This is a genomic window from Virgibacillus pantothenticus, assembly GCF_018075365.1.
Lineage (GTDB): Bacteria > Bacillota > Bacilli > Bacillales > Amphibacillaceae > Virgibacillus > Virgibacillus pantothenticus.
Map to the genome: position 1 here is coordinate 4730031 of NZ_CP073011.1, position 24157 is coordinate 4754187.

Here is a 24157-nt window from a genome sequence, read left to right on the forward strand (position 1 = left end):
CGTAATAAATGTCTGTTGCTATAACTACGGTGGATAATATAACTATTACATGAATTTCGCGGAAATAATTGCTGCAGTTAAATGGGGGCATCTGTTGATTGTTACTTCATTGTTATCTAACACCTCAATTTTATACTAGAAAAAGAACGGATTCAAGAGACTTCCTCTTTATACCAGTCCAATATTATTTCTAATTACCTAAGATTTGTTTCGTTTTAACCATAACATCTACGTTAAAACTGTCAGAAAAGCATTATCTATGAAGAATATTAAAAAATTCCTACTGATTATTTAATAAATGGCTTTCGGCTGAAATGTCCACTTATCCCCCTATGTTCAGAGCAGATCTCACTATCATTGCATGGTAGATTGAAAAAGCTAGTTTATCTAACGTACGTCTCTGTTCTCAAAAGAAAGACATATCGCCGTGCCGACGAATTTCTCTTGATGTCCCCACTATCTTCTTACGTAGTTTAATGGAATTTAGCAGTTGGTCATTTTTATATATTTCCAAACGCAAATACACCCCGTTGAATGACCTGTTGTACGCATTACTCCTATCTTCGTTCCTTTATCTACTGTGTTTGATGAGGTCTAACTTGAAGGTATTCGTTTATCAAGACATACAAAAAAGCACAGAAGATGCTGTTTAAACTTCTGTGCTTGTATATAGAAAAACCTGTTTAGCCTTTTAGCTATATACGCTTCGTACTACATTTGTTTGGGAACGATCTGGACCAACAGAAAATATGGAAACAGGAATTCCTGTTAATTGAGAAATACGCTCCAAATAATGTCTTGCGTTTGCAGGTAATTCATGCAAGCTTTTCACACCTGTAATATCTTCTGTCCAGCCAGGCATTTCTTCATAGACTGGTTCACATTCAGCTAATACCGCTAAACTTGCTGGAAATTCGTGCATCATTTCGCCTTTATAACGATAAGCGGCACAAATTTTTAATGTTTCGATTCCAGTTAACACATCAATAGAGTTTAAAGATAAGTCGGTAATCCCACTAACGCGGCGGGCATGACGAACAACTACACTATCAAACCAACCAACACGACGGGCACGCCCTGTTGTTGTACCATATTCGCGTCCTATTTCACGAATTTGATCCCCTATTACATCATGCAGTTCTGTTGGAAAAGGTCCATCACCAACCCGGGTTGTGTAAGCTTTGGAAACACCAACCACATGATTAATCTTTGTCGGTCCAACTCCTGAGCCTATTGTCACTCCACCAGCAGTCGGGTTAGAAGAGGTTACAAATGGGTACGTTCCTTGATCAATATCAAGCATAACGCCTTGAGCACCTTCAAACAAGACACGTCGCCCATCATCCAATGCATTGTTAAGTACGACGGATGTATCACACACATATGGAGCCATTTGTTGACCATAAGCGTAATACTCATCTACGATATCTTCTACATGCATCGGCTCTACTTCATAGACCTTTTCAAACAAACGGTTTTTCTCTTGTAAATTCTGTTCCAGCTTTTTCCGAAATATATCTTTATCCATTAAATCAGCAATGCGAATACCGCAACGTGCAGCTTTGTCCATATAAGCAGGTCCAATACCTTTTTTTGTTGTCCCAATCTTGTTGTCGCCTTTTTCTTCTTCTTGTAAAATATCCAGCTTTAAATGATAAGGAAGGATGACATGCGCACGATTACTTATTCGTAAGTTATCTGTCGTCACATTTCGCTCATGTAAATAGGCTACTTCTTCTACAAAAGCCTTTGGATCAATAACCATCCCGTTTCCTAATACGCATGTTTTTTCTTTGAAAAATATGCCAGATGGGATTAAATGTAGTTTATACGTAATATCATCAAATTTAATGGTATGACCAGCATTGTTACCGCCTTGATAACGCGCAACAACTTCTGCATTTTGCGATAAGAAATCGGTAATCTTTCCTTTACCTTCATCGCCCCACTGCGTTCCAACTACTACTACTGAGGACATAGCGCACCTCCACTGAGTTTAATCTGTGATTATTTGCTTTTTGTTTTATTACAAGACTCATTTTACCAATAATGATCGACCCAGTCAATGTAAAACACGAACGTTAATAGAAATTTTAGTTATATTATTCGTTTATTAGTTTTATTATTCGTTAACAAATGGGCCCTTTACATTTAGTTTATCAATTATTGACAATTCTATCCCGCATGCAACTGGGAGTAAGACCTACTTTCCAGTGGGATAAATGTATCCCCAACTGCAAGCGAATGCCCAATTCTGTTCATATTAACCAAGAACAAAACAAAGACGCAAGCGCCCGCTTAGCAACGTAGTGAATGGAACGAATCAACTAAAGATAAGGAATCATGCCACTAAAACTGGGGTATGCCGACGTCTGGGCGGCAAGCCCGTTTTTAGTCGGTCCTCCTTTTCGTGACGATTCGATGAGGCCTTATCGTAGGGCGCATTTCTAAAGTCGCATCGTTGCTGGGCGCTTGCGCCGGACGTGACTAAGTCGGTTATTTCTTTATCCATAAGCACCTCATTTTATAGTTTTCTTAGTTTTTCTATACAAATAAAAAACAGCCTTGATACAAAAGGCTGCTCTACTATGCGGGAGGGATATCGCTATCTGAATAACGATGATCCAAATCAACGAATTTATTATACTCTTTCACAAATGCTAAATCGACTGTACCTACAGGACCGTTACGTTGTTTCGATATAATAATTTCAATTATATTTTGTTTTTCGGATTCCGAATCATAATAGTCATCACGATATAAAAATCCGACAATATCCGCATCTTGTTCAATACTTCCGGATTCACGCAAGTCAGACATCATTGGACGCTTGTCCTGCCGTGATTCTACTCCACGAGAAAGCTGTGATAAAGCAATCAATGGAACATTTAATTCTCTTGCTAGACCTTTTAAGGAACGAGATATTTCTGATACCTCTTGTTGCCTGTTTTCTTTGGAATTTACGCTCCCTTGAATAAGCTGTAAATAATCGATTAATATCATTCCTAAACCATGCTCCTGCTTTAGCCTTCGACATTTGGAGCGAATATCGGCAACCCGGATACCCGGCGTATCATCAATATAAATTCCCGCATTGGATAAACTACCCATTGCCATCGTCAGCTTACTCCAGTCATCTGCTTGTAATTGTCCGTTACGAAGTCGCTGTGCGTCAATATTTCCTTCAGCACAAAGCATCCGTTGTACAAGCTGATCTGCTCCCATCTCTAAACTAAAAATAGCTACATTCTCATCTGTGTTTACGGCTACATTCTGAGCTACATTCAATGCAAAGGCTGTCTTACCTACAGAAGGACGTGCAGCAATAATGATTAAGTCATTGCGCTGAAACCCAGAAGTAATTCGATCTAAATCGCGGAACCCTGTAGGAATTCCTGTTACATCGCCGCTTTGATGGTGTAACTGTTCAATCTTATCGTATACTTCAATTAAAACATCTTTAATATTCTTAAATGCACCGGAATTTTTTTTACCGGAGACATCAAGTATTGTTTTCTCAGCTTCGTTTAATACATCCTCTACTTCATCCTGCCGTTCGAAACTTGACGTTACAATATCTGTAGCCGAACGAATCAATCTCCGCAGTAATGCCTTTTCTTCTACAATACGGCAATAATAACCAATATTTGCTGAGGTCGGCACACTCTCTGCTACTTGCGATAGATATTGAACACCGCCTACTTCATCTAATTGATTGGCATTGTGTAAATAAGCCGTCACGGTTACAACGTCTATGGGCTCACCCCGATCAGATAGTGCCATCATACTGGAAAAAATACGTTGATGCCCGGCTTTATAGAAATCTTCTGGAAGTAGTATTTCAGACGCTGTAGTAAATGCTTCTGGATCAATAAATATTGCTCCAATAATGGATTGTTCCGCTTCAAGATTATGTGGCGGGGTGCGATCTATCTGGTTATTCATGTGTAGTCCCCCCTTTAGTACAGATAGCAGTAGAGAAGCACAAATGAGGGCATTTGTGCTTCCTTATTAAGGGATCTTCAATAAGTTGGCAATGTTGTTGCAAACTAAAATGATTATTTTTCAGTAACATGTACTTTTATCGAACCAGATACTTCAGGGTGCAGTTTTACTGGTACATTCGTATAGCCTAAAGACCTGATTGGTGACTCTAACTCAATTTTTCGTTTGTCAATCTTATAGCCATGATTTTTTTCTAATGCCTCTGAAATCTGTTTGCTAGTAATTGAACCAAACAAACGACCACCGTCACCTGATTTAGCAGTTAATTCTACTGTTAAATCAGCCAATTTGTCTTTTAAGTTGATCGCTTCTTCTTTTTCTTCCTGTTCTAATTGCTTCTGTTTTTTCTTCTTTGCTTCTAAAGCTTTTAAATTTGCCGGTGTTGCTTCCTGAGCTAAGTTATTTTTCAACAAATAATTACGTGCATAACCATCGGAAACGTTTTTCACATCGCCTTTTTTCCCTTTTCCTTTTACATCTTTAAGAAATATCACTTTCATTCTGATTCGCTCCCCTCATAATATTCATCTAAAATCTCTTTTAATAACTGTTCCGCTTCGTCAATCGTTGTATCTTCCATTTGTGTTGCGGCATTGGTTAAATGACCGCCACCATTCATTTTTTCCATAATTACTTGAACATTGATATCTCCTAATGAACGCGCGCTAATCCCTATCCTGCCATCCTTACGCTCCGAAATAACGAAAGAGGCAGCTATCCCACTCATGGTTAATAGAATGTCGGCTGTCTGAGCAATGAGTACAGGACCATGCACTTGCCCTTCCTTTGCCTTCGCTATTGCAATTTGGTTACGATACAATTCTGCTCGTTCAATTAATTTACTTCGCTCCACGTATACATCGATATCCTCTTTCAACAGTTCTTGGACAAGTACAGTATCTGCACCCTTCGCTCGTAAATAAGATGCAGCATCAAATGTTCTTGAACCTGTCCGTAATGTAAAGCTTTTCGTATCAACAATAATCCCAGCTAATAAAGCCGTCGCTTCCAGCATGCGTAATTTTAGCTTCTTCGGTTGATACTCCAGTAGCTCTGTCACCAGTTCAGCGGTAGAAGAAGCATATGGTTCCATATACACTAAAGTCGGGTTATCAATAAAATCTTCGCCACGACGGTGATGGTCGATTACTACTTTATAGTCCGTTTTTTGTAGCAGGGCTTCATTCGCAACCATGGATGGACGGTGTGTATCGACAACAACTACTAAGCTACGGTTATTTACAATGGATTGCGCCTCATCCGGTTCAACAAAATAATGCCAAATTTCCTCATCTTGCTTAATTTTATCGACTAAACGATATACACCTGTATCAATATCATTTGGATCAAAAACAATATACCCTTCTACATCATTTGCAAGCGCAATGTTTAAGATCCCAATGGCAGCACCTATCGAATCCATATCCGGGGCTTTATGTCCCATGATTATCACATTATCACTTGCTCGGATTAATTCTTTTAAAGCATGGGAAATCACTCTTGCTCTCACTCTTGTTCGCTTTTCCATTGGGTTTGTTTTCCCCCCATAAAAGCGAACTTTTCCAGATTCGTCCTTAATGGCTACTTGATCGCCACCTCGCCCTAATGCAAGGTCAAGGCTGGATTGCGCTAATTCACCAAGGGTGGGAAGATCAACGTCACCAGCGCCAATCCCAATACTTAGTGTGACAGGTGTGTTGCGTTCTCCACTTAATGCACGCACTTCATCTAAAATTTCAAATTTTGCTTTCTCTAAATTTGCCAATATTTGCTTTGTACCAACCGCCAAAAAGCGCTCCTGGGAAGTTCGTTTTAAATAAAGTCCATGATGCTTTGACCATTTATTTAATACTGAAGTAACCTGCGAATTCAGCTGGCTTTTATTTGTATCATCCATGTTTTGGGTAATTTCTTCATAATTGTCAAGAAAAATAAACCCAAGTACAGTTTGTTCATTACGATATTGCGCTTGTAATTCTGATTGTTCCGTGCGATCAAATAAATAAAGCAGACGCTCTTCCTTTTTGACGACGGTCTCAAACACAAAACCTTGTAATTCAAACCAAATTTTTTCTTTGTTTTCTTTAATCATTGGAATTAAATCCTCAGATAATTTATGCAGCGAATCGCCGACTAAACTGCCATCATCAAAACGGTTCATGTATGGGTTTGCCCATTCAATTTTAAAATCATCATTAAATAAAATAATTCCAAATGGCATTTCCAATAATGCTTCTTCGCCGACCTTTTTAACTCGATATGATAATGTTGTGATATACTTTTCTGCCTGATCCTGCAAAGCTTGCTCCGAACGAATGCTGTAATATAACGACACAGCTAATAATACAGTCATAATAGTTCCCAGCACCCATTGAAAATACCAAATAAACACCAGCAAAATGATGGATAACGCGTAAATAAACCATACATGATTTCGTAGTGTCGGCTTTTTCTGCTTATCGGGCATCACATTCAGCTCCTACTGTGCAACACTTATTTTTATATTTCTTCATATATCCTTCCACAATAACGGTTTGCCATTAAGGAACTTATTCACCTTTGCTGTAATATGGTTATTTCTGTCCCAGCCGTTCCCTTAAATTCATTCCGATATCAAGAATACCAATAAATCGAATGATAAACATAAATGTTGGCATTAGAAATACAATGACGACAAATATAATCGGAAATGCTTTTGACATTTTTTTATAATGTGTATAGAAAAATAAAAAGGAAAATCCTTGAATTGTCAAAACCATTTGTGCAATGACTAGTAAATTTTGAATAGCCATCGTTAATGTTCCACTATCTGTGTCTGTAATCATAAAAGCTGCAAGGAGAACAAAAAGATAAATAAACAAGGTGCTAGAAGGAAAACGTAATGATCGAAAAGGCGGAAAGCGTAATTCCCTTTTTTCTATCCGATTCATCACTTTATAAGAAATCCATTGGCTGATTAATGCTTGGAAAACCGACGCTATTAAAAGATAAAACGGAAGTAAGTTAGTCAGTCCTTCTAATAATTGCTCCATCGTTTCCTTAACCACATCTGCTTGTTCAGGATTACCAAACTGCTCCATAATGCTTGTTGACCTCGCTAAGGATTCGTCCATCACTTGTTGAAACTCTTCGACTATATTTACTTGTAGAACAAGCTGAATAAACACAAAAGCAAATAATAGTCCAATGATATACCCGAATGTTCCTCTTGCCCAAGTTTCATAAGCAGATATGTTCTTATGAATTGCTTCACCAATCATTATACCACCAATTACTGCAGGAACAGCAAACGGTAATGTAACAATCGTTCCCAGCAGTATCGACAAAAGAATAGCTGCAACGGCCATTATTAAAGCTGGCTTCCAACCATGTCTTGCTGTATACAGAACGAAAGGAAGTGGTAGTATAAAGATAGTGATGGGTGTTAAAAAGGGAATAAAGATTCCCGTTAACAATATAATAATGAATAGAGCGGTAAACATAGCACCGTCTACTTGTTTTTTTGATTGATTCATTTTGCACCTCATCTACCTTAGGTTGTTACTATTCCATTCTAATATGATAACATGTTTTCCACCCGAATAGTTGTCGAAAAGCATAGAAAAAATATTTCCCGGGTAATAATATAAATATATCATAGGAACTTTAACAAGATTGCTTACTTTAATAAAGATCCTTGGTCAGTAACAAAATTAGATCTTTTTTGCAAACCTCATTGTAACGAGAATTGGCATCGAAGAAGTGGTTGAGAAAATGATGGATGGTAACTTTTTGTACACATCATCATTTTATTTATTGGGAGCTATTCTTTATATATATAGAAATTCATCATTATATTGAGTAAAGAACGTAACAAACACGTCTACTTATTAAGATATTATTTCTTTTCAATCCGCTAACAAGGCAATTATTCTTTATTTCTACTATAATAGATTTAGAAATAAAGATAAGGATGACGGTAATGGTATTTTTTCATGCATTTGCTCATAGTATCAAATTGCCTAAAAAGAACGCAATATTCCAGCTTAATCGTATTGGGATGGATATCGCGATCATCTACATGTTGTTTCTCAATTTACTTGTATCCATTCCTTCCTTTGTGCAGTATGTACTGGCTGGTGATGGAGTGGCTGAACAATTAAACCTCTTCTTTAAGATTATTTACTATTTTATCTTTCATTATTTGCCTTTATCCATCATGGTATTTGCACTGCTATCTATTATTGCAGGTATTGGAACACTTCTGGCAAAATTAATGGATCGAAAATTAAAATTCGCTATTCTATGGAAAATGACTGTTTTTACAACAACGATACCTTTTCTGTTGTATGCACTTATCGGACTCTTTTTTTCCATCCAAGACCGTTTTTTATTTCTGTTCTGTGCTTATTCATTGCTGTTTCTTTTTTTCATTATTTCTGTGTATCCAAAGCGCCGTAAAAAATAAAGCACAAACAAAGCGCAGGAGAGTTAATTAGAGTAGTTACGAAATAAGGATGAATAATAGCACTAGGAGGACTTACATGAAGCATATTTTTACCTTTTGCATCAGCATAGTTTTATTATCAGGGTGCTCTATGTCTGATGAAGAACAACTATTCGAAAAGCCTGCTGAACAAAATAAAATACTCGTAGCAGCTGATTCTAGCTTAACAGATGTCCTGCCAGAACTAATTTCTCGTTTTGAAGAACAGCAACCTACAATATCGGTGGATATCATATTTGCAAGCTCTGGACAACTAGCAGGTAATATTCAACAAGGTGCGCCTGTTGACCTGTTCTTATCTGCAAATAAAGAGTGGACCGATACACTAGAAAAAGAGGGGTTAATCGTTAAAAAGTCACAAGAAAGCTTTGCCCATAATCGACTTGTTCTGATTTCGCATCCGACAAACAAACTACAACTATCAAATTTGAAAGATCTACAACAGAAATCTTTTGAAAAACTGGTTTTAGGCGACCCAGTGAATGTTACAGCTGGTGATTATGCTCAAAAAGCTTTTCAATCAAGCGAAATAAATCTATGGGATAAACTAAAAAATAAAACGATCGATGTCAAAGATATAGCGGATATCATCAATCATGTAAACGAACATAAACGAGCACTTGGCGTTGTCTATGCCTCTGACGCCTATGAAAATGAACAAGTGAACATTGTCCATGAGATAGACAAAACGCTTCATCCACCCATTATTTATGAAACAGGGATTACTTCATATAGTACGAATCATCATGATGCAAAAGTATTAACGGATTTTCTATCATCCAAACAGGCTGCGAAAACTTTTAAAGAGTATGGATTTGTGGAATAGTCTATACTTCTAATCGACGTTATTTACTTACATTCATTAATTATATGGAATAAAACGACTCTGCATCACTACGTTGTTTTTTCAAGTTTATTCAAGCGGTTCCTATGTCAAATGTTGGGGTGGGTGATTAAAACCCTTTCTATGTTCTTTTTCAAATTGTAGCTATAACAGTATCTCTGTATATGTGTCGATGGGCTCTTACTTACATTTTACACAACACTGTTATGGGCTTGTTTTATTTTAGCCACCATTTTAGCTATTGCACTTAATATTACAATGTGCCATAAAAAATAGCCTCTGCTATATAAAAATATGGACATAGGCTATTTTTGAAAACGAGTATCAATCAAAATCATAAAATCTCCAAATAGAACCTGTGAATGAACTACAAACATAAGCTTCTTTATAATCTGGGCTAAACCTAATACAAGTAGGGGAATTTAATCCTTGTAAAATTAGGGGAGTAATCTTTACTCTCAAATGGATTGATCTCCATTACAGTTCCTTTTCTGGTTGAGTAACATATAACATAAGGTTTTTTTGTTTTGAATTATCCCACCCATTAAGTCAAATCCAGTAGCAATTGGCTCTATCATATCAACTAGATCTAAGAATGGAGTTGTTATATCTGGATCATAAACGATGGTCCCTATAACAGAGCTGCTAGAAGGAGTGAATATGCCCTCCTTATCTAGCAAATCTGTTTTCCAACCAGAACATGCAGAATACAGGGATCAATTCTCTTTAACGTTGTCATTAAATTGATCCTTTGTAGTAAACCTTCTAATCAGGTAATGGCAAAGCTAGAATATGTGTTATTTTCGCTATTTCCTCCCCGGTTTCCATATCAATTTTAACTACTCTATTTCAAAAGTTTGATTCTCTTACAACTACTTCTAAATTACCTTCTTTTATAACTATACTGTAAGGACGGTTAAACTTTTTAAAATTCAACTTTTCATTATTGCTTATCCCTATATTCGTTACTTTGTGCGCAAATGTTTCACAAACATAAATTCTTCCATCTTCTAAAGGAGCAATACTTGAAGGACCTTTTAAGCCTTCAAAAATAGTGTTATCCTCTGGGATTTTTCCACCCTTGGTAACATCACTTACTCTTCCAGCACTCGTTTCAGATACTAATAATTTGCCATCTTTTGTTCATTCTATATGCGAAGGTGTTTGTAGATTGGTTGCAAATACTTCAACTTTTCCCTTTGATAAATCCAGCTTCGCATTTTGCATTTATATCATCCCCTGCTTAGTTAGATTAACACTTTTCCATATTACAGAGTGATCATCTAAATTATAGGAACTATTATGGTTTAATTAAAACACCTCCCTCTTTTAATCTCACCTTAAAATCTAAACGCAATTACTTCAAGTTAGTATTATATATATATTTAATAAATTCAGAACTTTTAGTTATATAATTATATATATCTGGATATATGTATTAAGATCTTAAATAGGAGGGATTGATATGTGGAGCAACAAAAATTTTATGATGTTATTTAGTGGTCAAATCGTTTCATTTATTGGAATTGCATTATTTACAACTTCGTTACCTTATTTAGTAATATACTTAGATGGTCAACAAGTGACATCAGTGGTACTCAAAGTATGTTTATTATACCTCAGCTACTCATTCTGCTTTTTGGGGGAATATTAGTAGATCTACTTCCTAAGAAATCTCTGATTTTAATTATTAATATTATGTGAGGAGCTGCGCTTATACTCATTACTTACCTAATCTGGAGTGACAATATCTTGATTTGGCATATTTATATGCTTACTTTTTTTAGGAGTGTTAAACACTTTATATCGTCCAACACTAAAAGCCATATTGCCTAATATTGTAAATAAAAAGTATCTAATTAAAGCCAATTCCTACAGATCAATGGCACAACAAATTATGGAAATGGTAGGTCCGATCTTAGCAGCTTATTTAGTTGCAACTTTCGGCATATTTATCACATTTGAAATAAATGGTTTATCATTTTTACTTGCTGCCTTTGCATTTGCGTTTATCTTTATAGACAAAAATAGATACCAAAAAAACATGGTTCAACAATTTAAAGAGGGATTCCAAGTTTTATTTAATCATATATGGTTAGGGTTAAGTATCTTAATTGGATCTATTGTTAATATAGGTATTGCTTCATTTGACGTGATCATCCTCCCAATTTATGCAAACGAATATTTTAAAGGAATTGAAAGTTTTGGTTGGCTGTTGAGTAGTATGGCTTTAGGGGCTTTTTTAGGGGCATGGATAATCAGTAGACAATCACAAGTTTCTAAGAGCTTTAAAAAATATTATATATTTATGTTTAGTGTTGGACGGTTAGTATTGTGTTTATCATTTTCTAATCTTTTTCTTATATCCTTAATCATCATGTTCTGCATAGGATTTTCCATCACATCATTTGTCATCATATGGGATAGCACCGTTCAGGAATTGATTGAAGAAGAATTTCTAGGTCGTGTTACAAGTCTACAAATATTTGGTGGTCTTTTATTTCTACCATTAGGTTATTATATCTTTGGATTGTTAATCGATCATATTAATATTCAGATCGCGATTGCTTTAAATGGTATTATCATAATGTTATCGCCCACCGTAGGAGTGTTGAATAATAGGTTTAACCGAACGCCAGCTCAAAATATTATTGACTTTAAATATTGTAGAAAAGCCATCATCAGCTTATAGAAAGCTGATGATGGCTTTTTTATTACTCAGCAACATATGGCAATAATGCCATTGTACGAGCACGTTTAATTGCTTTAGTTAGTTTACGTTGATATTTTGCAGAGGTTCCAGTTACACGACGAGGAAGAATTTTTCCACGCTCAGAAATGAAACGTCTTAGCAAATCAACATCTTTATAGTCAATGTGTGTAATTCCGTTCGCTGTAAAATAACACACCTTACGACGCTTTGCACGACCGCGACGAGCTGCCATCATATGACCTCCTTTAATTAAAATGGTAAATCATCATCTGATATTTCAATAGGCTCTCCATTATTTTGGAATGGATTGTCCTGGTTATTTTGGTTTTGTTCATATGGATTAGATTGTGGTTCGAATTGGCTTTGGTTTCTATTTGGTTGAAATCCTGATGCACCTTGCCCCCCGCCTTGAGAAGAACCTTTTGTTTCCAAAAATTGAACACTTTCTGCCACCACTTCCGTGACAAATACGGTTTTTCCGTCTTGACCTTCAAATCGGCGTGTTTGCACACGTCCGTCCACACCAACCATACTGCCTTTATTCATATAATTCGCAAGGTTCTCCGCTGCTCTACGCCAAACGACACAGTTAATAAAATCCGCTTCTCGGTTTCCCTGCTGATTAGAAAATGGACGGTTAACCGCAAGCGTAAAATTAGCTACGGCTACTCCACTTGGGGTATAACGTAAATCAGGATCCTTCGTTAACCTGCCGACAAGTACGACACGATTTAACATCCGAACCACTCCTTATTATTGATCATCTTCTCGAACGATAATATGACGAATAATATCATCGGAAAACTTCGCAAGACGGTCAAACTCATTGATAGCCTGATCATCACTCTTGAAGTTAATGATTACATAATATCCATCACGATAGTCATTGATTTCATAAGCAAGACGCTTCTTACCTTTTTCATCAACTTTTTCAATTTCCGCACCATTGTCAGTAAGAATTCCATTGAAACGCTCAATTAAAGCTGTTTGCGCTTCTTCTTCCATGTCTGGGCGGATGATGTACATGATTTCGTATTTTCTCATCCGTAGCACCTCCTTTTGGACTTAGCGGCCCTCGACTATTCGACGAAAATATTCTGTCGTCATGAGAGCAAGGAGTAATTCTATAATTTAATTACTCACGATAGTGTATTATACCAAATCATTTAACAAATGACAAGTCTTTCGAGAGATCCTATTTACGTATACATTAAACATTAAAGCGGAAATGAATCACATCGCCATCCTGTACGATATACTCTTTTCCTTCTAATCGTACTTTTCCATTTTCTCTCGCCTTCACCATGGATCCAGCTGCTACTAAATCGTCATAGGAAACCGTTTCTGCACGAATAAATCCACGCTCAAAATCCGTATGAATAATCCCTGCTGCTTGTGGTGCTTTAATTCCCTTACGAAATGTCCAAGCACGAACTTCTTGTTCCCCTGCTGTAAAGTACGTAGCCAAACCTAATAAATAATAAGAAGCTTTAATCAGCTTGTCCAATCCAGACTCTGTAATCCCTAAATCGTCCAAAAACATCGTCTTTTCTTCTGGATCTAATTCAGAGATCTCTTCTTCTATTTTCGCACAGACTACAATTACTTCTGCATTTTCCTTAGCTGCATATGCTTTCACTTTCTGGACGTTCTCATTGGCATCGGCATCCGCAACTTCATCTTCACTTACATTTGCCACATAAAGCGTTGGCTTACTTGTAAGCAAATGCAAACCTTTTACTAGCTTCCACTGCTCCTCATTAAATTCCAATGCTCGTACTGGCAGTTCCTCTTCCAAGCCTGTTTTTAATTTACAAAGCACATCAAATTCAGCGACCGCTGATTTTTCTTTTTGCTTCGCTAATTTTTCTACACGTTGCAAACGTTTGTTTACCGTTTCCAAATCTGCCAGAATCAATTCCAAATTAATGATATCCATATCTTCAACTGGATCTACTTTTCCCGACACATGGGTTATATTTTCATCTTGAAAACAACGGACAACCTGACAAATAGCATCTACTTGGCGAATATGAGACAGAAATTGATTACCTAATCCCTCCCCTTTACTTGCGCCTTTCACAATACCAGCAATATCCGTAAACTCAAATGTAGTCGGTACTGTCTTTTTCGGTTTTACTAATTCTGTTAATTTATTTAAGCGTTTGTCTGGTACTTCTACGATTCCAACATTAGGGTCTATCGTAGCAAACGGGTAGTTTGCTGCTTCAGCTCCAGCTTGGGTAATCGCATTAAATAACGTTGACTTGCCAACGTTCGGAAGCCCGACAATTCCTGCTGTTAAAGACATGCAAATTTCACTCCTTAAAGACTCCATTCATATGAACGCGTTTGTCCTTTTCATTATAGATACAAGCCATCAAAATGACAAGCTAACAAAAAGCAAAAGTAGACAGAATAAACTGTCTACTTTCACTCTTTACCCTATTATATTTGCACTTTTCTTTTTCTCTATTTGCAATTATACCATTTTACTAACGAAATCGCTATTTTCTTAAGCAAGAAAAATTTTCTTTTTTCCTCTGTAATTTCCTTAGTCTTCTGCCTGTTCAAGCACTTTTTTCATTTTTTTTTCAAACTGTTTACGTGGAATCATCACACTATGATCACAGCCTAAGCACTTGATACGTATATCCATTCCCATTCGAATAATCCGCCAACGATTTTCTCCACAAGGGTGCGGCTTTTTCATTTGTACGACGTCATGTAGTGCAAATTGTTTTCCTTCCATTGCCCTTTTCTCCTTCATTTATTAATGATTCTAAAAAGCTATTCCATACAATAGTTGACTTCAGCTTCCACTTTACTACTTATATTCTTATATAGAGTAGAGGCTTTCAGCGGTTGTTGCATACAACGGATAGAAAGCCTCCTTACATCGCGTCTTTTTTAAAGAGCATGTAACCCAGCTTGTTTAATCATTTTCTGGAGACTGCTCGCCATGCGATTCAACATCCGGGTATCCTTGTCGCTTGTCCTGATTTTCCTCAAATCGCTGCTTTTGACTGTAATCCAGTAAGCTTTCTTTTTGTTCACGAGAATACATAACAATCCTTGGAGAAGGAATTTCAATTCCTGACCGATATAGGTGATCTTGCATATCTCGGCGAATATTTCTCTCCGCAGCCCATTGAAATCCAGGCAATGTTTCTGCAATAACACGGATAACAAAGTAGGAAGCCTCCAAATTTTGCACTCCGATAATTTCTGGGGTACCAACTATAAATTCATATTTATCAGGAAGTGTAACTGCTACTTCATTAATTAAACGTTCCGCATCATCGACACTGTTCTCATAAGGAACGTTAATATCAACAATAGCTAACCCATTATGAACAGAATAATTGATGACTTGTGTAACATTTCCATTTGGTAAAATATGCATTTCGCCTGTCCAACTTAATACTTTCGTTGTTCTTAGTCCTATCTCTTCTACGGTTCCTTCAATGCCAGCTACGCCAACATAATCCCCTACTGAAAATTGATCTTCAAAAATAATGAAGAAACCAGAAATAATATCTCGTACTAAATTTTGGGCACCAAAACCAATTGCTAAACCTGCAACACCAGCACCAGCTATTAATGCGCCTACTTCTAAACTAAATACGCCATCCAAAATCATAATTAGCGCAATGAAATACACGACATAAGCGACGACGCTTTTGATTAATTTCTTTAATGTATTCTCCCGACGCTCGGTTATACGAATCGGCCCTTTGTCCCGCTTTTTAAACAATCGATCAACAACCTTACGAGAGATGCGAACTACAAGGTAAGATAAAACGAGAATAAGAATGATTTGCAAGATACCTTTACCAATTGTAAACCATAAATCTGCTCCTGTTACATACTCCCAAGCATCATTCATTAATTTATTGAATTTATCTACTTCTTTTTCTACATTTTCTTCTACTGTACTTTGCGAAAGCTCCATCCTAATCCTCCCATACCTAAATAGACTCTATGTTTTTGTATTTTCCAATTTATCCCAAAAAGGAAGAAATAATAGTCGAGTTAATACGTATAAATTTAATATACCATAGATCGGATATAAGTATTGAATCAGCGTTGAAAAACCGAAAGCTGTTAATGGAATCATTGTAACCAAGGTAATGCAAACAATCAACCATAATGGCTGCTTTACATAATCTTGTATACGTGTAACGATTCCAAGGATTCCTGAAGCAGCTGTTGTAAAAATGGCAAACCATAATAACACACTCATAAAAACGAGCATTTGCAACGGATAATGCTTCATAATAGCAAATAAAGGAATCTCATAAACTAGTATTTCATCAGCAATCTGAATTAAACTGTTGTTATAAATAAACGTGATGACTCCTAGAGTAAGCCCGCTTCCAATTGAAGCAATCCATATTTCCTGTTTCGTCTTTACTTTATGTCCAATCGCCCCTAAGACGGCAATTAGAGGAAGGATATTTAATGCTGTAAATGGAAAGGCCGCCATCCAATTTCGTTGTTCATGCCAATGAGAAAAAAGATCCAATTCTTGATCGATCGTGAACCATAAGAGAACAAATATAAGTCCTGTTAATAACAACGGTAAGATAAATTGATTGATAGAAAGTAGACCATTCACTCCTTTTAAAAACAGCAAAATAAGCGCAATAATTATTATACTTATACCCCACGAATAAGGGTAATTAAACGCTTGAGATGTTGCCCCACTCCCAGCAATCATAATAACAGTTGTTGTGAACAGATAAATAAATATCATCACATCGTACACTTTTGTTAATTTTACCCCAACAATATCCCGCAGTACTGGTAAATAGTGGGTAGATTTTCGAGCGTAGCTAATATTCATAATACCTATACAACAAATGGTAAAAAAACAAGTAAATAGAACGATGGCTAGTCCACTTTCATGACCAAAAAATTGCCATAACTCCCTTCCAGAAGCATAGCCTGCCCCTATCGTTGTGCCGATAATTAAAAACATCCATTGCATTCCCGCTCTTATCATCTCATTTCCTCCATTATTTTTATTCATTCATGTATAGATTTTGAAAAATACCCGTATACTATACCAATATGTCTTTGGAGGAAAAGCTATGAATTTAAAAAACAAAATAACTGATAGAAGCAGTGATTATCGTATGCTCCATACAGACCCTAATTTTCATACTGTTATGCTGGAAAATTTTCTATCATTGTTGCCTCAATCTCCCCACGAGTATATAGTTGTCTCAATTGGGACAGATCGTTCTACAGGGGATGCTTTAGGACCGCTAGCAGGGAGTTTACTTTCAGAAAAAAAACCAAGGCATATATCTGTTTATGGTACACTGGATAACCCTGTTCATGCTGTCAATTTGACCGAATACATCCATCAAATTGAAGCAACCTATCGCCATCCATTTATTATCGCTATTGACGCCTGTTTAGGAAAGCAGCATTCTGTAGGAAAAGTTATTGCTGGTACAGGAGCTATAAAACCAGGTGCAGCATTAAACAAAGCCCTCCCTGCTATAGGGGATGTTCACCTAACTGGGGTTGTTAATGTGAGTGGATTTATGGAATATTCCGTTTTACAAAATACCAGATTACAAATAGTAATGGCGATGGCAAAATCGATTGCCAATCTTTTAGACGCTGTCGATCAACGTTTAACATACAGAAAAAGAATGCCTGCTGCTGTAATTACCAAACATATTCAATCCAATTTGATGTAGAATACTTAGGATATTCATTTAACTCTTTGTTTATCCTATTAAGTGGATGAAATAAAAGAGGCCTATTTTGGAGTGTTTTTGAAAAGGCTAGTAGATAAGAACTTAAGACATAATTGAATATCCTCCTTAAATATGTGCAATGTTAGTTACTTGCGATTTTTTCTTATCTATGTTACATCATCTTGGCAGTAAAAAATCAGGATGGAATGTAGTTCACTCCTCGTTGGATGTTTTCGTATTTCATCCTAGTCTCATTTACCCATAAAGTATCAGTTTAATTAGAAAAACTTGGCTTGTCGCCAAGTCTTATGGCGGAAGCCTTTGTTTTTCTTATACTATAAACCAAAAAAATCTTATACTTTCCTATAGTGGAACAAAGGCGCAAGCACCCGTTTAGCAACGTAGCGAATGGAACGAATCAACGGAGATAAAGGAATCACGGTGAGGTAACGAACCGATGATGACTTATCGGAGGGCGATTTCGTGAAGTCGCATCGTTGCTGGGCGCTGAAGCCGGACGTGGCTATTCAGTTATTCCCTTATCCCAAAGCAACAAATTTTATACTTTCTTATCTAAGAACAAAGGCGCAAGCGCCCGTTTAGCAACGTAGCGAATGGAACGATTAACTAAAGATAAAGGAATCATGCCACTAAAAACAGGGGTATGCCGATGCCTGAGCGGCAAGCCCGTTTTTAGTCTGCCTTCCCCTTAGTGACGAACCGATGATGCCTTATCGTAGGTCGCATTTCTAAAGTCGCATCGTTGCTGGGCGATGAATCCGGACGTGACTAGTCGGTTATTTCGTTATCCACAAGCACCTAATAATAAAAAACAGTCGCTCTCATGTGTATATGAATAAGAGAGGACTGTATTTTTCTATGCCTGAGTTTCCTTAGGTATCCCAAACAATTTCGTTAATTCCTATTCAACTCATTGTCTTATTGATTGAGACGACGTTGCTTCTTGTTACAAAAATAATTGGTATACATAGTAAATGACACCTACCATTATAATAGCCGGTAATAGATTACCTATTCTTATAGAAGTGATATTTAACAAATTCAGCCCGATTGCTACAATAAGTAAACCACCTACTCCTGTTAATTCAGTAATGAAACCGTTTAAAGTACTCTCGGGTAGGACCCCTTCAATTTGTGTAGCAAGTAGGGCAATGGAGCCTTGATATAAAAGTACAGGAAAAACGGATAAAATAACACCCAAACCAAGTGTTGTTGTCAATACTAAAGCGACAAACCCATCTAGTATTCCTTTTGTTATTAAAACCTCATGATCCCCTCGCAACCCACTATCTAATGCCCCAATGATAGACATTGCTCCGATGACAAAGATTAAGGAAGCTGTAACAAATCCTTGTGACACACGACTGTCGTTTTCTTCAGAACCCAGCTTATTGCCGACCCATTTTCCTAGTCGATCCAAACCACTTTCTAACTGAAGCCATTCCCCTACTATAGCACCTGTTAATAGACTTAGTAATCCAATAATAATATGCTCCATTACAAATGCCATTTGTAAACCAATTAGCATTACAGCTAGTCCAATTCCTTGCATGACTGTTTCTTTATATCTTTCGGGAATTTTAGTGAATACTAACCCAAGGAAGCTTCCAATTACAATTAAGGCTACGTTGATAAGTGTACCGTATAGCGCTATTTTCTCCGCCCCCTACATACTTTCTATAAAGTGAATCTTCATTCAATGGAGGGTTCATTCATCCACCCAATGATTGTTAGTACCGTAATGGTATGACCTAAACGCCTCTTACGAAATAGGGCATTTAGATGCTGTTATCTCCCACTTAGACTTGTTGCAGTATAGATTATCCATCTCCTGACATCGGAGTCTTACAGCACTTTATATGCGGGATAAATGTTTCACGTGGAACATTTTCTTATAATTTTTACAAACATGAAAACTTAATTATGTTTTTAGTCTATGTAAAATGAAAGACTGACACTATTGTCAGCCCTCCCCTGTTGTATTACATATTTAATTTTTAAGGGATCGTTCACAATTGGATAGTAAAACAAAAGTGAAATGAAAAGACATGACTTGGTTTCCTGTACATCCATTTATTCTATCTAATATTCTTTTGATTGTTAGCTATTTGACTTTTAATTTTCTAATGTATCAATGATACGCTGTAAATCATTATCATTATAAAACTCAATTTCTATTTTACCTTTTCGCTTCCCACGTTGAATGGTCACAGCAGTACCAAATCTTTCTCTAAGGAAGGTTTCTCTTTCTTGAAGAAAGATATCTTTTTGAGGTTTTTCTTTTTTCTTTACTGGTTTTTCATTGAGTTGAACGATCAGCTTTTCTACCTGTCTTACGTTTAATTTCTCTTTCCTGATTTTCTTTATTAATGGTTGCAACTTTGTTTTATCCTTAAGTCCCAATATTGCACGACCATGTCCCATTGAAAGCTCTCCATTATTAATATAAGCAATGACAGAGTCTGGCAAAGAAAGTAATCGCACCATATTAGCAATATGTGATCGGCTTTTTCCTAAGCGTTTTGATAATTCTTCCTGGGTAATTTTTAGTTCATTCATTAAGTTGGCATAAGCGTGTGCCTCTTCTATTGGAGTTAGATCTTCGCGTTGTAAGTTCTCCAATAGTGCCAGTTCCATCATTTTGTTATCAGATAAATCCTTAATAATAACTGGGATCTTTTCTAACCCTGCCTCTTTAGCAGCACGGTATCTTCTTTCTCCTACGACAATTTCATAACCTTTAATGCTTTTCCGAACAATCAAAGGCTGGATAATGCCGTATTCTAAAATTGATTCTTTTAACTCTTCAATCGCATCTGCATGAAATGTCTTTCGTGGTTGGTATGGATTTGGTCGACATTCAGCAATTGCAATCTCTTCAATCATATCATCTTGACTTTCTTCAACCTCTGGAAAAAAAGCGTTAATTCCTTTACCTAACCCTTTCGCCATTGGCCATCACTTCCTTCGCTAACTCAAGATATACTTCAGCGCCCTTTGATTTGGCATCATACGAAATTATCGGCAAACCATGACTTGGAGCTTCGCCCAATCTTACATTTCTTGGAATAATAGTTTGATAGACTTTGTCTTGAAAGTATTTCTTTACTTCTTCTATAACTTGGATCCCAAGATTGGTTCGAGCATCTAGCATTGTTAATAACACCCCTTCAATCATGAGTGTTTTGTTAAGGTGCTTTTGAACAAGTCTGATTGTATTCAATAATTGGCTTAACCCTTCTAACGCATAATACTCACATTGAACTGGAATAATTACTGTATCTGAAGCTGTCAATGCATTTAGCGTTAATAATCCCAACGATGGCGGGCAATCAATAATAATATAATCATAGATCGATTTAAGGTTTTCCAACGCTTTTTTAAGTCGTATTTCTCTGGAAATCGTTGGCACCAGTTCAATTTCTGCTCCGGCTAATTGTATAGTAGCAGGTATAATATCTAAGTTGTCGATAGTTGTTGGAATACAAACTTCTTCAGCAGGTAGGTCTTCTACAAGAACATTGTAAATACAATGTTTGACATCTGCTTTATTAACCCCTGTTCCGCTTGTTGCATTCCCTTGTGGATCAACATCTACAAGAAGAACTTTATTACCTAAATGTGCTAAACAAGCACTCAAATTAACCGATGAAGTTGTTTTTCCTACGCCACCTTTTTGGTTTGCGACGGACATTACTTTTCCCATGTTGACACCTACCTAAAACGATATACTATCTATTCTATCATTTTTTCTTCAAAATGGTGGATTTATTTCATTTTTGTTAGCAATTCGTAATTTGCCATTTACGTTAATTCATTTATTATCGAGTAAAATACCCATCTTTCAATACGAAGATGGGTATACAGACACGGGAACCTAACAACCTAATTTTACTTGTACACTTCTTTCAAACAAATTTAAAAAGCTTATAAGAGCAATAAATTATTTCTTTTTTGGAATTTTAATTGTAATTTGGTAGTAATCTTCTAGATCCTGCTCATCAGACTCTACTTTTACTCCCGTATCAGAAACCATATTTAATGATTGGCGTATCGTATTCATAGCAATCCGAATATCTTTATTAAATCCCTTTCGTTTAACTGTCTTCTTTTTTGGTTTTTTTTGTTGTTTTTCACTTATTTTAGCAATCTTATCTTCTGTTTGTTTTACATTTAATTCGTTTTGAATGATCTCCTGTAATAGCTTTACTTGTTGCTCTTCATCATTTAATTTAATGAGTGCACGCGCATGTCTTTCTGTAATATACTTTCCTAACAACGCTTCCTGAACAGCCTGAGGTAACTTTAGCAAACGAAGCTTATTCGCTATGGTTGATTGGTTTTTCCCTAATCGTTGTGCCAGAGCTTCTTGCGTTAAGGAATGAAGTTCAAGCAATTGTGCATACGCCGTTGCTTCTTCGATAACAGTTAATTCTTCACGCTGCAAGTTCTCAATCAGTGCTACCGAAGCTGTTTCTGTATCGGTCATCTCTTTAACAATCGCTGAAATATTTTCCCAGCCTAATGAATCAACTGCACGCCATCTCCGTTCTCCAGCGATAATCTCATACTTTTGCTCCTCTTGCTCCGTTTCTTCTAAACGACGAACAATGATAGGCTGTATCATTCCATGGGTTTGAATTGTTTGAGCAAGTTCCTTTATTTTCTCTTCACTAAAAATGGACCTGGGCTGATATCGATTAGGTTCTATATTTTTAACAGGGATCTGTATTACTTCATTGGAATGAATATCAATTTCTGAACCAGAATCAACTTCCTGTTCAGACTTATCGCCTATTCCAAAAAAACGGTTAAAGGGCTTCACCATAATCCCACACCACCTCTAATATACTTTTATAATCTTATCTATGTATAAAATATAAAATGTTTCACGTGGAACATTTTATATGGAATAACTATGAATATTATAGCATAGGAAAGGCTCATATAAATCAATAATGATTTACCCGTATGAGGTGATGAACGATGCCTGTTATTGGGTAAGCAAAATTCATAGTGGGTATTCATTCAAATAATTCATTTCACTATTCCTTTTGATCGTCTTTATATATTATAAATAAAGTGAATCTTCAATCAGTGGGGAGTTCATTCATAACCCACTGATTAGATGAACGAATCGGGCATTTAGGTGCTGTTATCTCCCTCAGACTTTGTTGCAAGATTATCCAACTCCTAAAGTGGGGGTCTAACAGCACCTTATATACGGGATAAACGGGTAACTAATTATTTTTATATTTGCGCATCCATTCTTTCATTTATTTAGAAGGAGCTAAAATCTAAGTTTTTTACTGCATACAAATTATATGGCGCTTCAACATAACAGAACGTGCAACAATGCGTCAACCAAATCAAGAATTCATATATAATGATTTTTAAAGAAAAATAGCATCATTGCTTTTATCTTCCACTTAGAATTCACGTCTATCAAAAGGATCTGTATCCAAAGCCATATTTCTACTATATAAGAAAAAACGCAGCAGCAAACTGCTAGCGTAATGTTCAAATAGTATTCCGTCGAGGCATACGTTGTCTTCATTTTATCATATTTTTTGCAGAAAGAATATGCCTATTTCTTGTCTATTAACTAAATAAAAGTGCCATTACATGTCTAAGCTACTCCATTGGTTCCTTATTCGGTAGCCCTGCTTTTCTTGGATACTTTTTAGGCGTTTTTCGGGCTTTATAAATTTCAATAATGGAACGCTCACTATCCTCATGAGGCAACGTAAACGTATGCATTTGTTTTAACTCTCCACCAAGCACTTCAATCGCAGGTTTAGCTAACTCTATCTCCTCCCCTGCTTTTGCACCTTTCATTGCCAAAAAAGTTCCCTGTTTTTTTGTAAGTGGTAAACAAAGTTCGCTTAATACAGACATACGGGCAACCGCTCTAGCAGTAACCAAATCAAAAGACTCGCGAAAAGATGCATTTTTACCCATGTTCTCCGCACGGTCATGATAAAAAGCAACATTTTCTAAAGATAAGGCCACTGATAATTGATTCAAAAAACCAATTCGCTTTTTTAATGAATCCACAATGGTTACTTGCAAGTGCGGATAGCAAATTTTCAGTGGGATACTTGGAAAACCTGCACCAGCTCCAACATCACAGACGGATTGAACCTTCGTAAAATCAAAGTAAAAAGCTGCACTGAGTGAATCATAAAAATGCTTTAAATAAACATCGTCTTCAGCAGTTAATCCAGTTAAGTTAATTTTTTCGTTCCATTCAATTAATGTGGTGAAATATATGGAAAATTGTTCTTTTTGATGCACGTTTAATTGAATTCCTTTTTCTTGCATAGCTTGAAAAAACTGTTCCGGGTTCATGTTCATACTCCTTATGTAGA

22 protein-coding genes are annotated in these 24157 nt (G+C 36.5%); 4 read left to right on the top strand and 18 right to left on the bottom strand.

All coding sequences use genetic code 11. The features are described from left to right. Positions 1-691: 691 nt before the first annotated feature. The 5 genes from KBP50_RS21795 to KBP50_RS21815 all read right to left on the bottom strand — a co-directional run bounded on the left by KBP50_RS21795 (position 692) and on the right by KBP50_RS21815 (position 7520). The gene (locus KBP50_RS21795; protein WP_050350612.1) at positions 692-1978 is read right to left on the bottom strand and encodes an adenylosuccinate synthase; all 1287 of its coding nucleotides are present in this window, start codon (positions 1976-1978) and stop codon (positions 692-694) included. Between the two features lie 608 nt (positions 1979-2586). Next, on the bottom strand, positions 2587-3945 hold the full coding sequence (dnaB, locus tag KBP50_RS21800) for a replicative DNA helicase (RefSeq protein WP_050350611.1): 1359 nt from the start codon (positions 3943-3945) through the stop codon (positions 2587-2589). Between the two features lie 113 nt (positions 3946-4058). After that, entirely contained in the window at positions 4059-4505 is a 447-nt protein-coding gene (gene rplI, locus KBP50_RS21805) for a 50S ribosomal protein L9 (RefSeq protein WP_050350610.1), read from the bottom strand. After that, a complete protein-coding gene (locus tag KBP50_RS21810; RefSeq protein ID WP_050350609.1) occupies positions 4502-6472 on the bottom strand; it encodes a DHH family phosphoesterase in 1971 nt (656 codons plus the stop codon). Before KBP50_RS21810 ends, rplI begins: the two co-directional genes overlap by 4 nt. A 106-nt stretch (positions 6473-6578) precedes the next feature. After that, a complete protein-coding gene (locus KBP50_RS21815; RefSeq protein ID WP_050350608.1) occupies positions 6579-7520 on the bottom strand; it encodes a YybS family protein in 942 nt (313 codons plus the stop codon). Positions 7521-7966: 446 nt separating this feature from the next. Here KBP50_RS21815 and KBP50_RS21820 point away from each other — a divergent pair, with 446 nt between their 5' ends. Then, positions 7967-8452 (top strand): DUF1189 family protein, encoded by a 486-nt coding sequence (locus tag KBP50_RS21820; protein ID WP_050350607.1) that lies wholly within the window; start codon positions 7967-7969, stop codon positions 8450-8452. A gap of 76 nt (positions 8453-8528) precedes the next feature. Further along, the gene (modA, locus tag KBP50_RS21825) at positions 8529-9317 is read left to right on the top strand and encodes a molybdate ABC transporter substrate-binding protein (RefSeq protein WP_050350606.1); all 789 of its coding nucleotides are present in this window, start codon (positions 8529-8531) and stop codon (positions 9315-9317) included. Between the two features lie 476 nt (positions 9318-9793). On the opposite strand, the gene KBP50_RS21830 is transcribed toward modA, so the two are convergent. Continuing rightward, the gene (locus tag KBP50_RS21830) at positions 9794-10015 is read right to left on the bottom strand and encodes a hypothetical protein (RefSeq protein ID WP_050350605.1); all 222 of its coding nucleotides are present in this window, start codon (positions 10013-10015) and stop codon (positions 9794-9796) included. Positions 10016-11103: 1088 nt separating this feature from the next. Here KBP50_RS21830 and KBP50_RS21835 point away from each other — a divergent pair. Continuing rightward, a complete protein-coding gene (locus KBP50_RS21835; protein WP_269082661.1) occupies positions 11104-12027 on the top strand; it encodes an MFS transporter in 924 nt (307 codons plus the stop codon). A 22-nt stretch (positions 12028-12049) separates the two neighbouring features. On the opposite strand, the gene rpsR is transcribed toward KBP50_RS21835, so the two are convergent. The 7 genes from rpsR to KBP50_RS21870 all read right to left on the bottom strand — a co-directional run bounded on the left by rpsR (position 12050) and on the right by KBP50_RS21870 (position 17056). Next, the gene (gene rpsR, locus KBP50_RS21840) at positions 12050-12280 is read right to left on the bottom strand and encodes a 30S ribosomal protein S18 (protein ID WP_050350602.1); all 231 of its coding nucleotides are present in this window, start codon (positions 12278-12280) and stop codon (positions 12050-12052) included. Positions 12281-12297: 17 nt separating this feature from the next. Next, positions 12298-12786, bottom strand: a complete 489-nt coding sequence (gene ssb, locus KBP50_RS21845) for a single-stranded DNA-binding protein (RefSeq protein WP_050350601.1) — start codon at positions 12784-12786, stop codon at positions 12298-12300. Positions 12787-12801: 15 nt separating this feature from the next. Beyond that, complete coding sequence (gene rpsF / locus KBP50_RS21850; RefSeq protein ID WP_050350600.1) at positions 12802-13092, bottom strand: 30S ribosomal protein S6; 291 nt, start codon at positions 13090-13092, stop codon at positions 12802-12804. Positions 13093-13258: 166 nt separating this feature from the next. Continuing rightward, positions 13259-14359, bottom strand: a complete 1101-nt coding sequence (gene ychF, locus KBP50_RS21855; RefSeq protein WP_050350599.1) for a redox-regulated ATPase YchF — start codon at positions 14357-14359, stop codon at positions 13259-13261. A gap of 243 nt (positions 14360-14602) precedes the next feature. Beyond that, positions 14603-14800, bottom strand: a complete 198-nt coding sequence (locus tag KBP50_RS21860; protein ID WP_050350598.1) for a DUF951 domain-containing protein — start codon at positions 14798-14800, stop codon at positions 14603-14605. Positions 14801-14983: 183 nt separating this feature from the next. After that, a complete protein-coding gene (locus KBP50_RS21865; protein ID WP_082240870.1) occupies positions 14984-16003 on the bottom strand; it encodes a mechanosensitive ion channel family protein in 1020 nt (339 codons plus the stop codon). 27 nt (positions 16004-16030) lie between these two features. Then, on the bottom strand, positions 16031-17056 hold the full coding sequence (locus KBP50_RS21870) for a YkvI family membrane protein (RefSeq protein ID WP_050350597.1): 1026 nt from the start codon (positions 17054-17056) through the stop codon (positions 16031-16033). Positions 17057-17144: 88 nt separating this feature from the next. Here KBP50_RS21870 and yyaC point away from each other — a divergent pair, with 88 nt between their 5' ends. After that, positions 17145-17765: a spore protease YyaC gene (yyaC, locus tag KBP50_RS21875; RefSeq protein ID WP_050350596.1), complete on the top strand. Its 621-nt coding sequence runs from the start codon at positions 17145-17147 to the stop codon at positions 17763-17765. A gap of 967 nt (positions 17766-18732) precedes the next feature. On the opposite strand, the gene KBP50_RS21880 is transcribed toward yyaC, so the two are convergent. The 5 genes from KBP50_RS21880 to rsmG form a co-directional block, all read right to left on the bottom strand. Beyond that, positions 18733-19440 carry a DUF554 domain-containing protein gene (locus KBP50_RS21880; protein ID WP_050350595.1) on the bottom strand — a complete coding sequence of 236 codons (708 nt, stop codon included), beginning with the start codon at positions 19438-19440 and terminating at the stop codon, positions 18733-18735. A 461-nt stretch (positions 19441-19901) separates the two neighbouring features. After that, a complete protein-coding gene (locus KBP50_RS21885) occupies positions 19902-20738 on the bottom strand; it encodes a ParB/RepB/Spo0J family partition protein (RefSeq protein ID WP_050350594.1) in 837 nt (278 codons plus the stop codon). Next, the gene (locus KBP50_RS21890; protein WP_050350593.1) at positions 20719-21492 is read right to left on the bottom strand and encodes a ParA family protein; all 774 of its coding nucleotides are present in this window, start codon (positions 21490-21492) and stop codon (positions 20719-20721) included. The genes KBP50_RS21885 and KBP50_RS21890 overlap by 20 nt, the downstream gene beginning before the upstream one ends. A gap of 237 nt (positions 21493-21729) precedes the next feature. Next, complete coding sequence (noc, locus tag KBP50_RS21895) at positions 21730-22614, bottom strand: nucleoid occlusion protein (RefSeq protein ID WP_050350592.1); 885 nt, start codon at positions 22612-22614, stop codon at positions 21730-21732. Positions 22615-23420: 806 nt separating this feature from the next. Next, positions 23421-24137 carry a 16S rRNA (guanine(527)-N(7))-methyltransferase RsmG gene (rsmG, locus tag KBP50_RS21900; RefSeq protein ID WP_050350591.1) on the bottom strand — a complete coding sequence of 239 codons (717 nt, stop codon included), beginning with the start codon at positions 24135-24137 and terminating at the stop codon, positions 23421-23423. Positions 24138-24157: the final 20 nt, after the last annotated feature.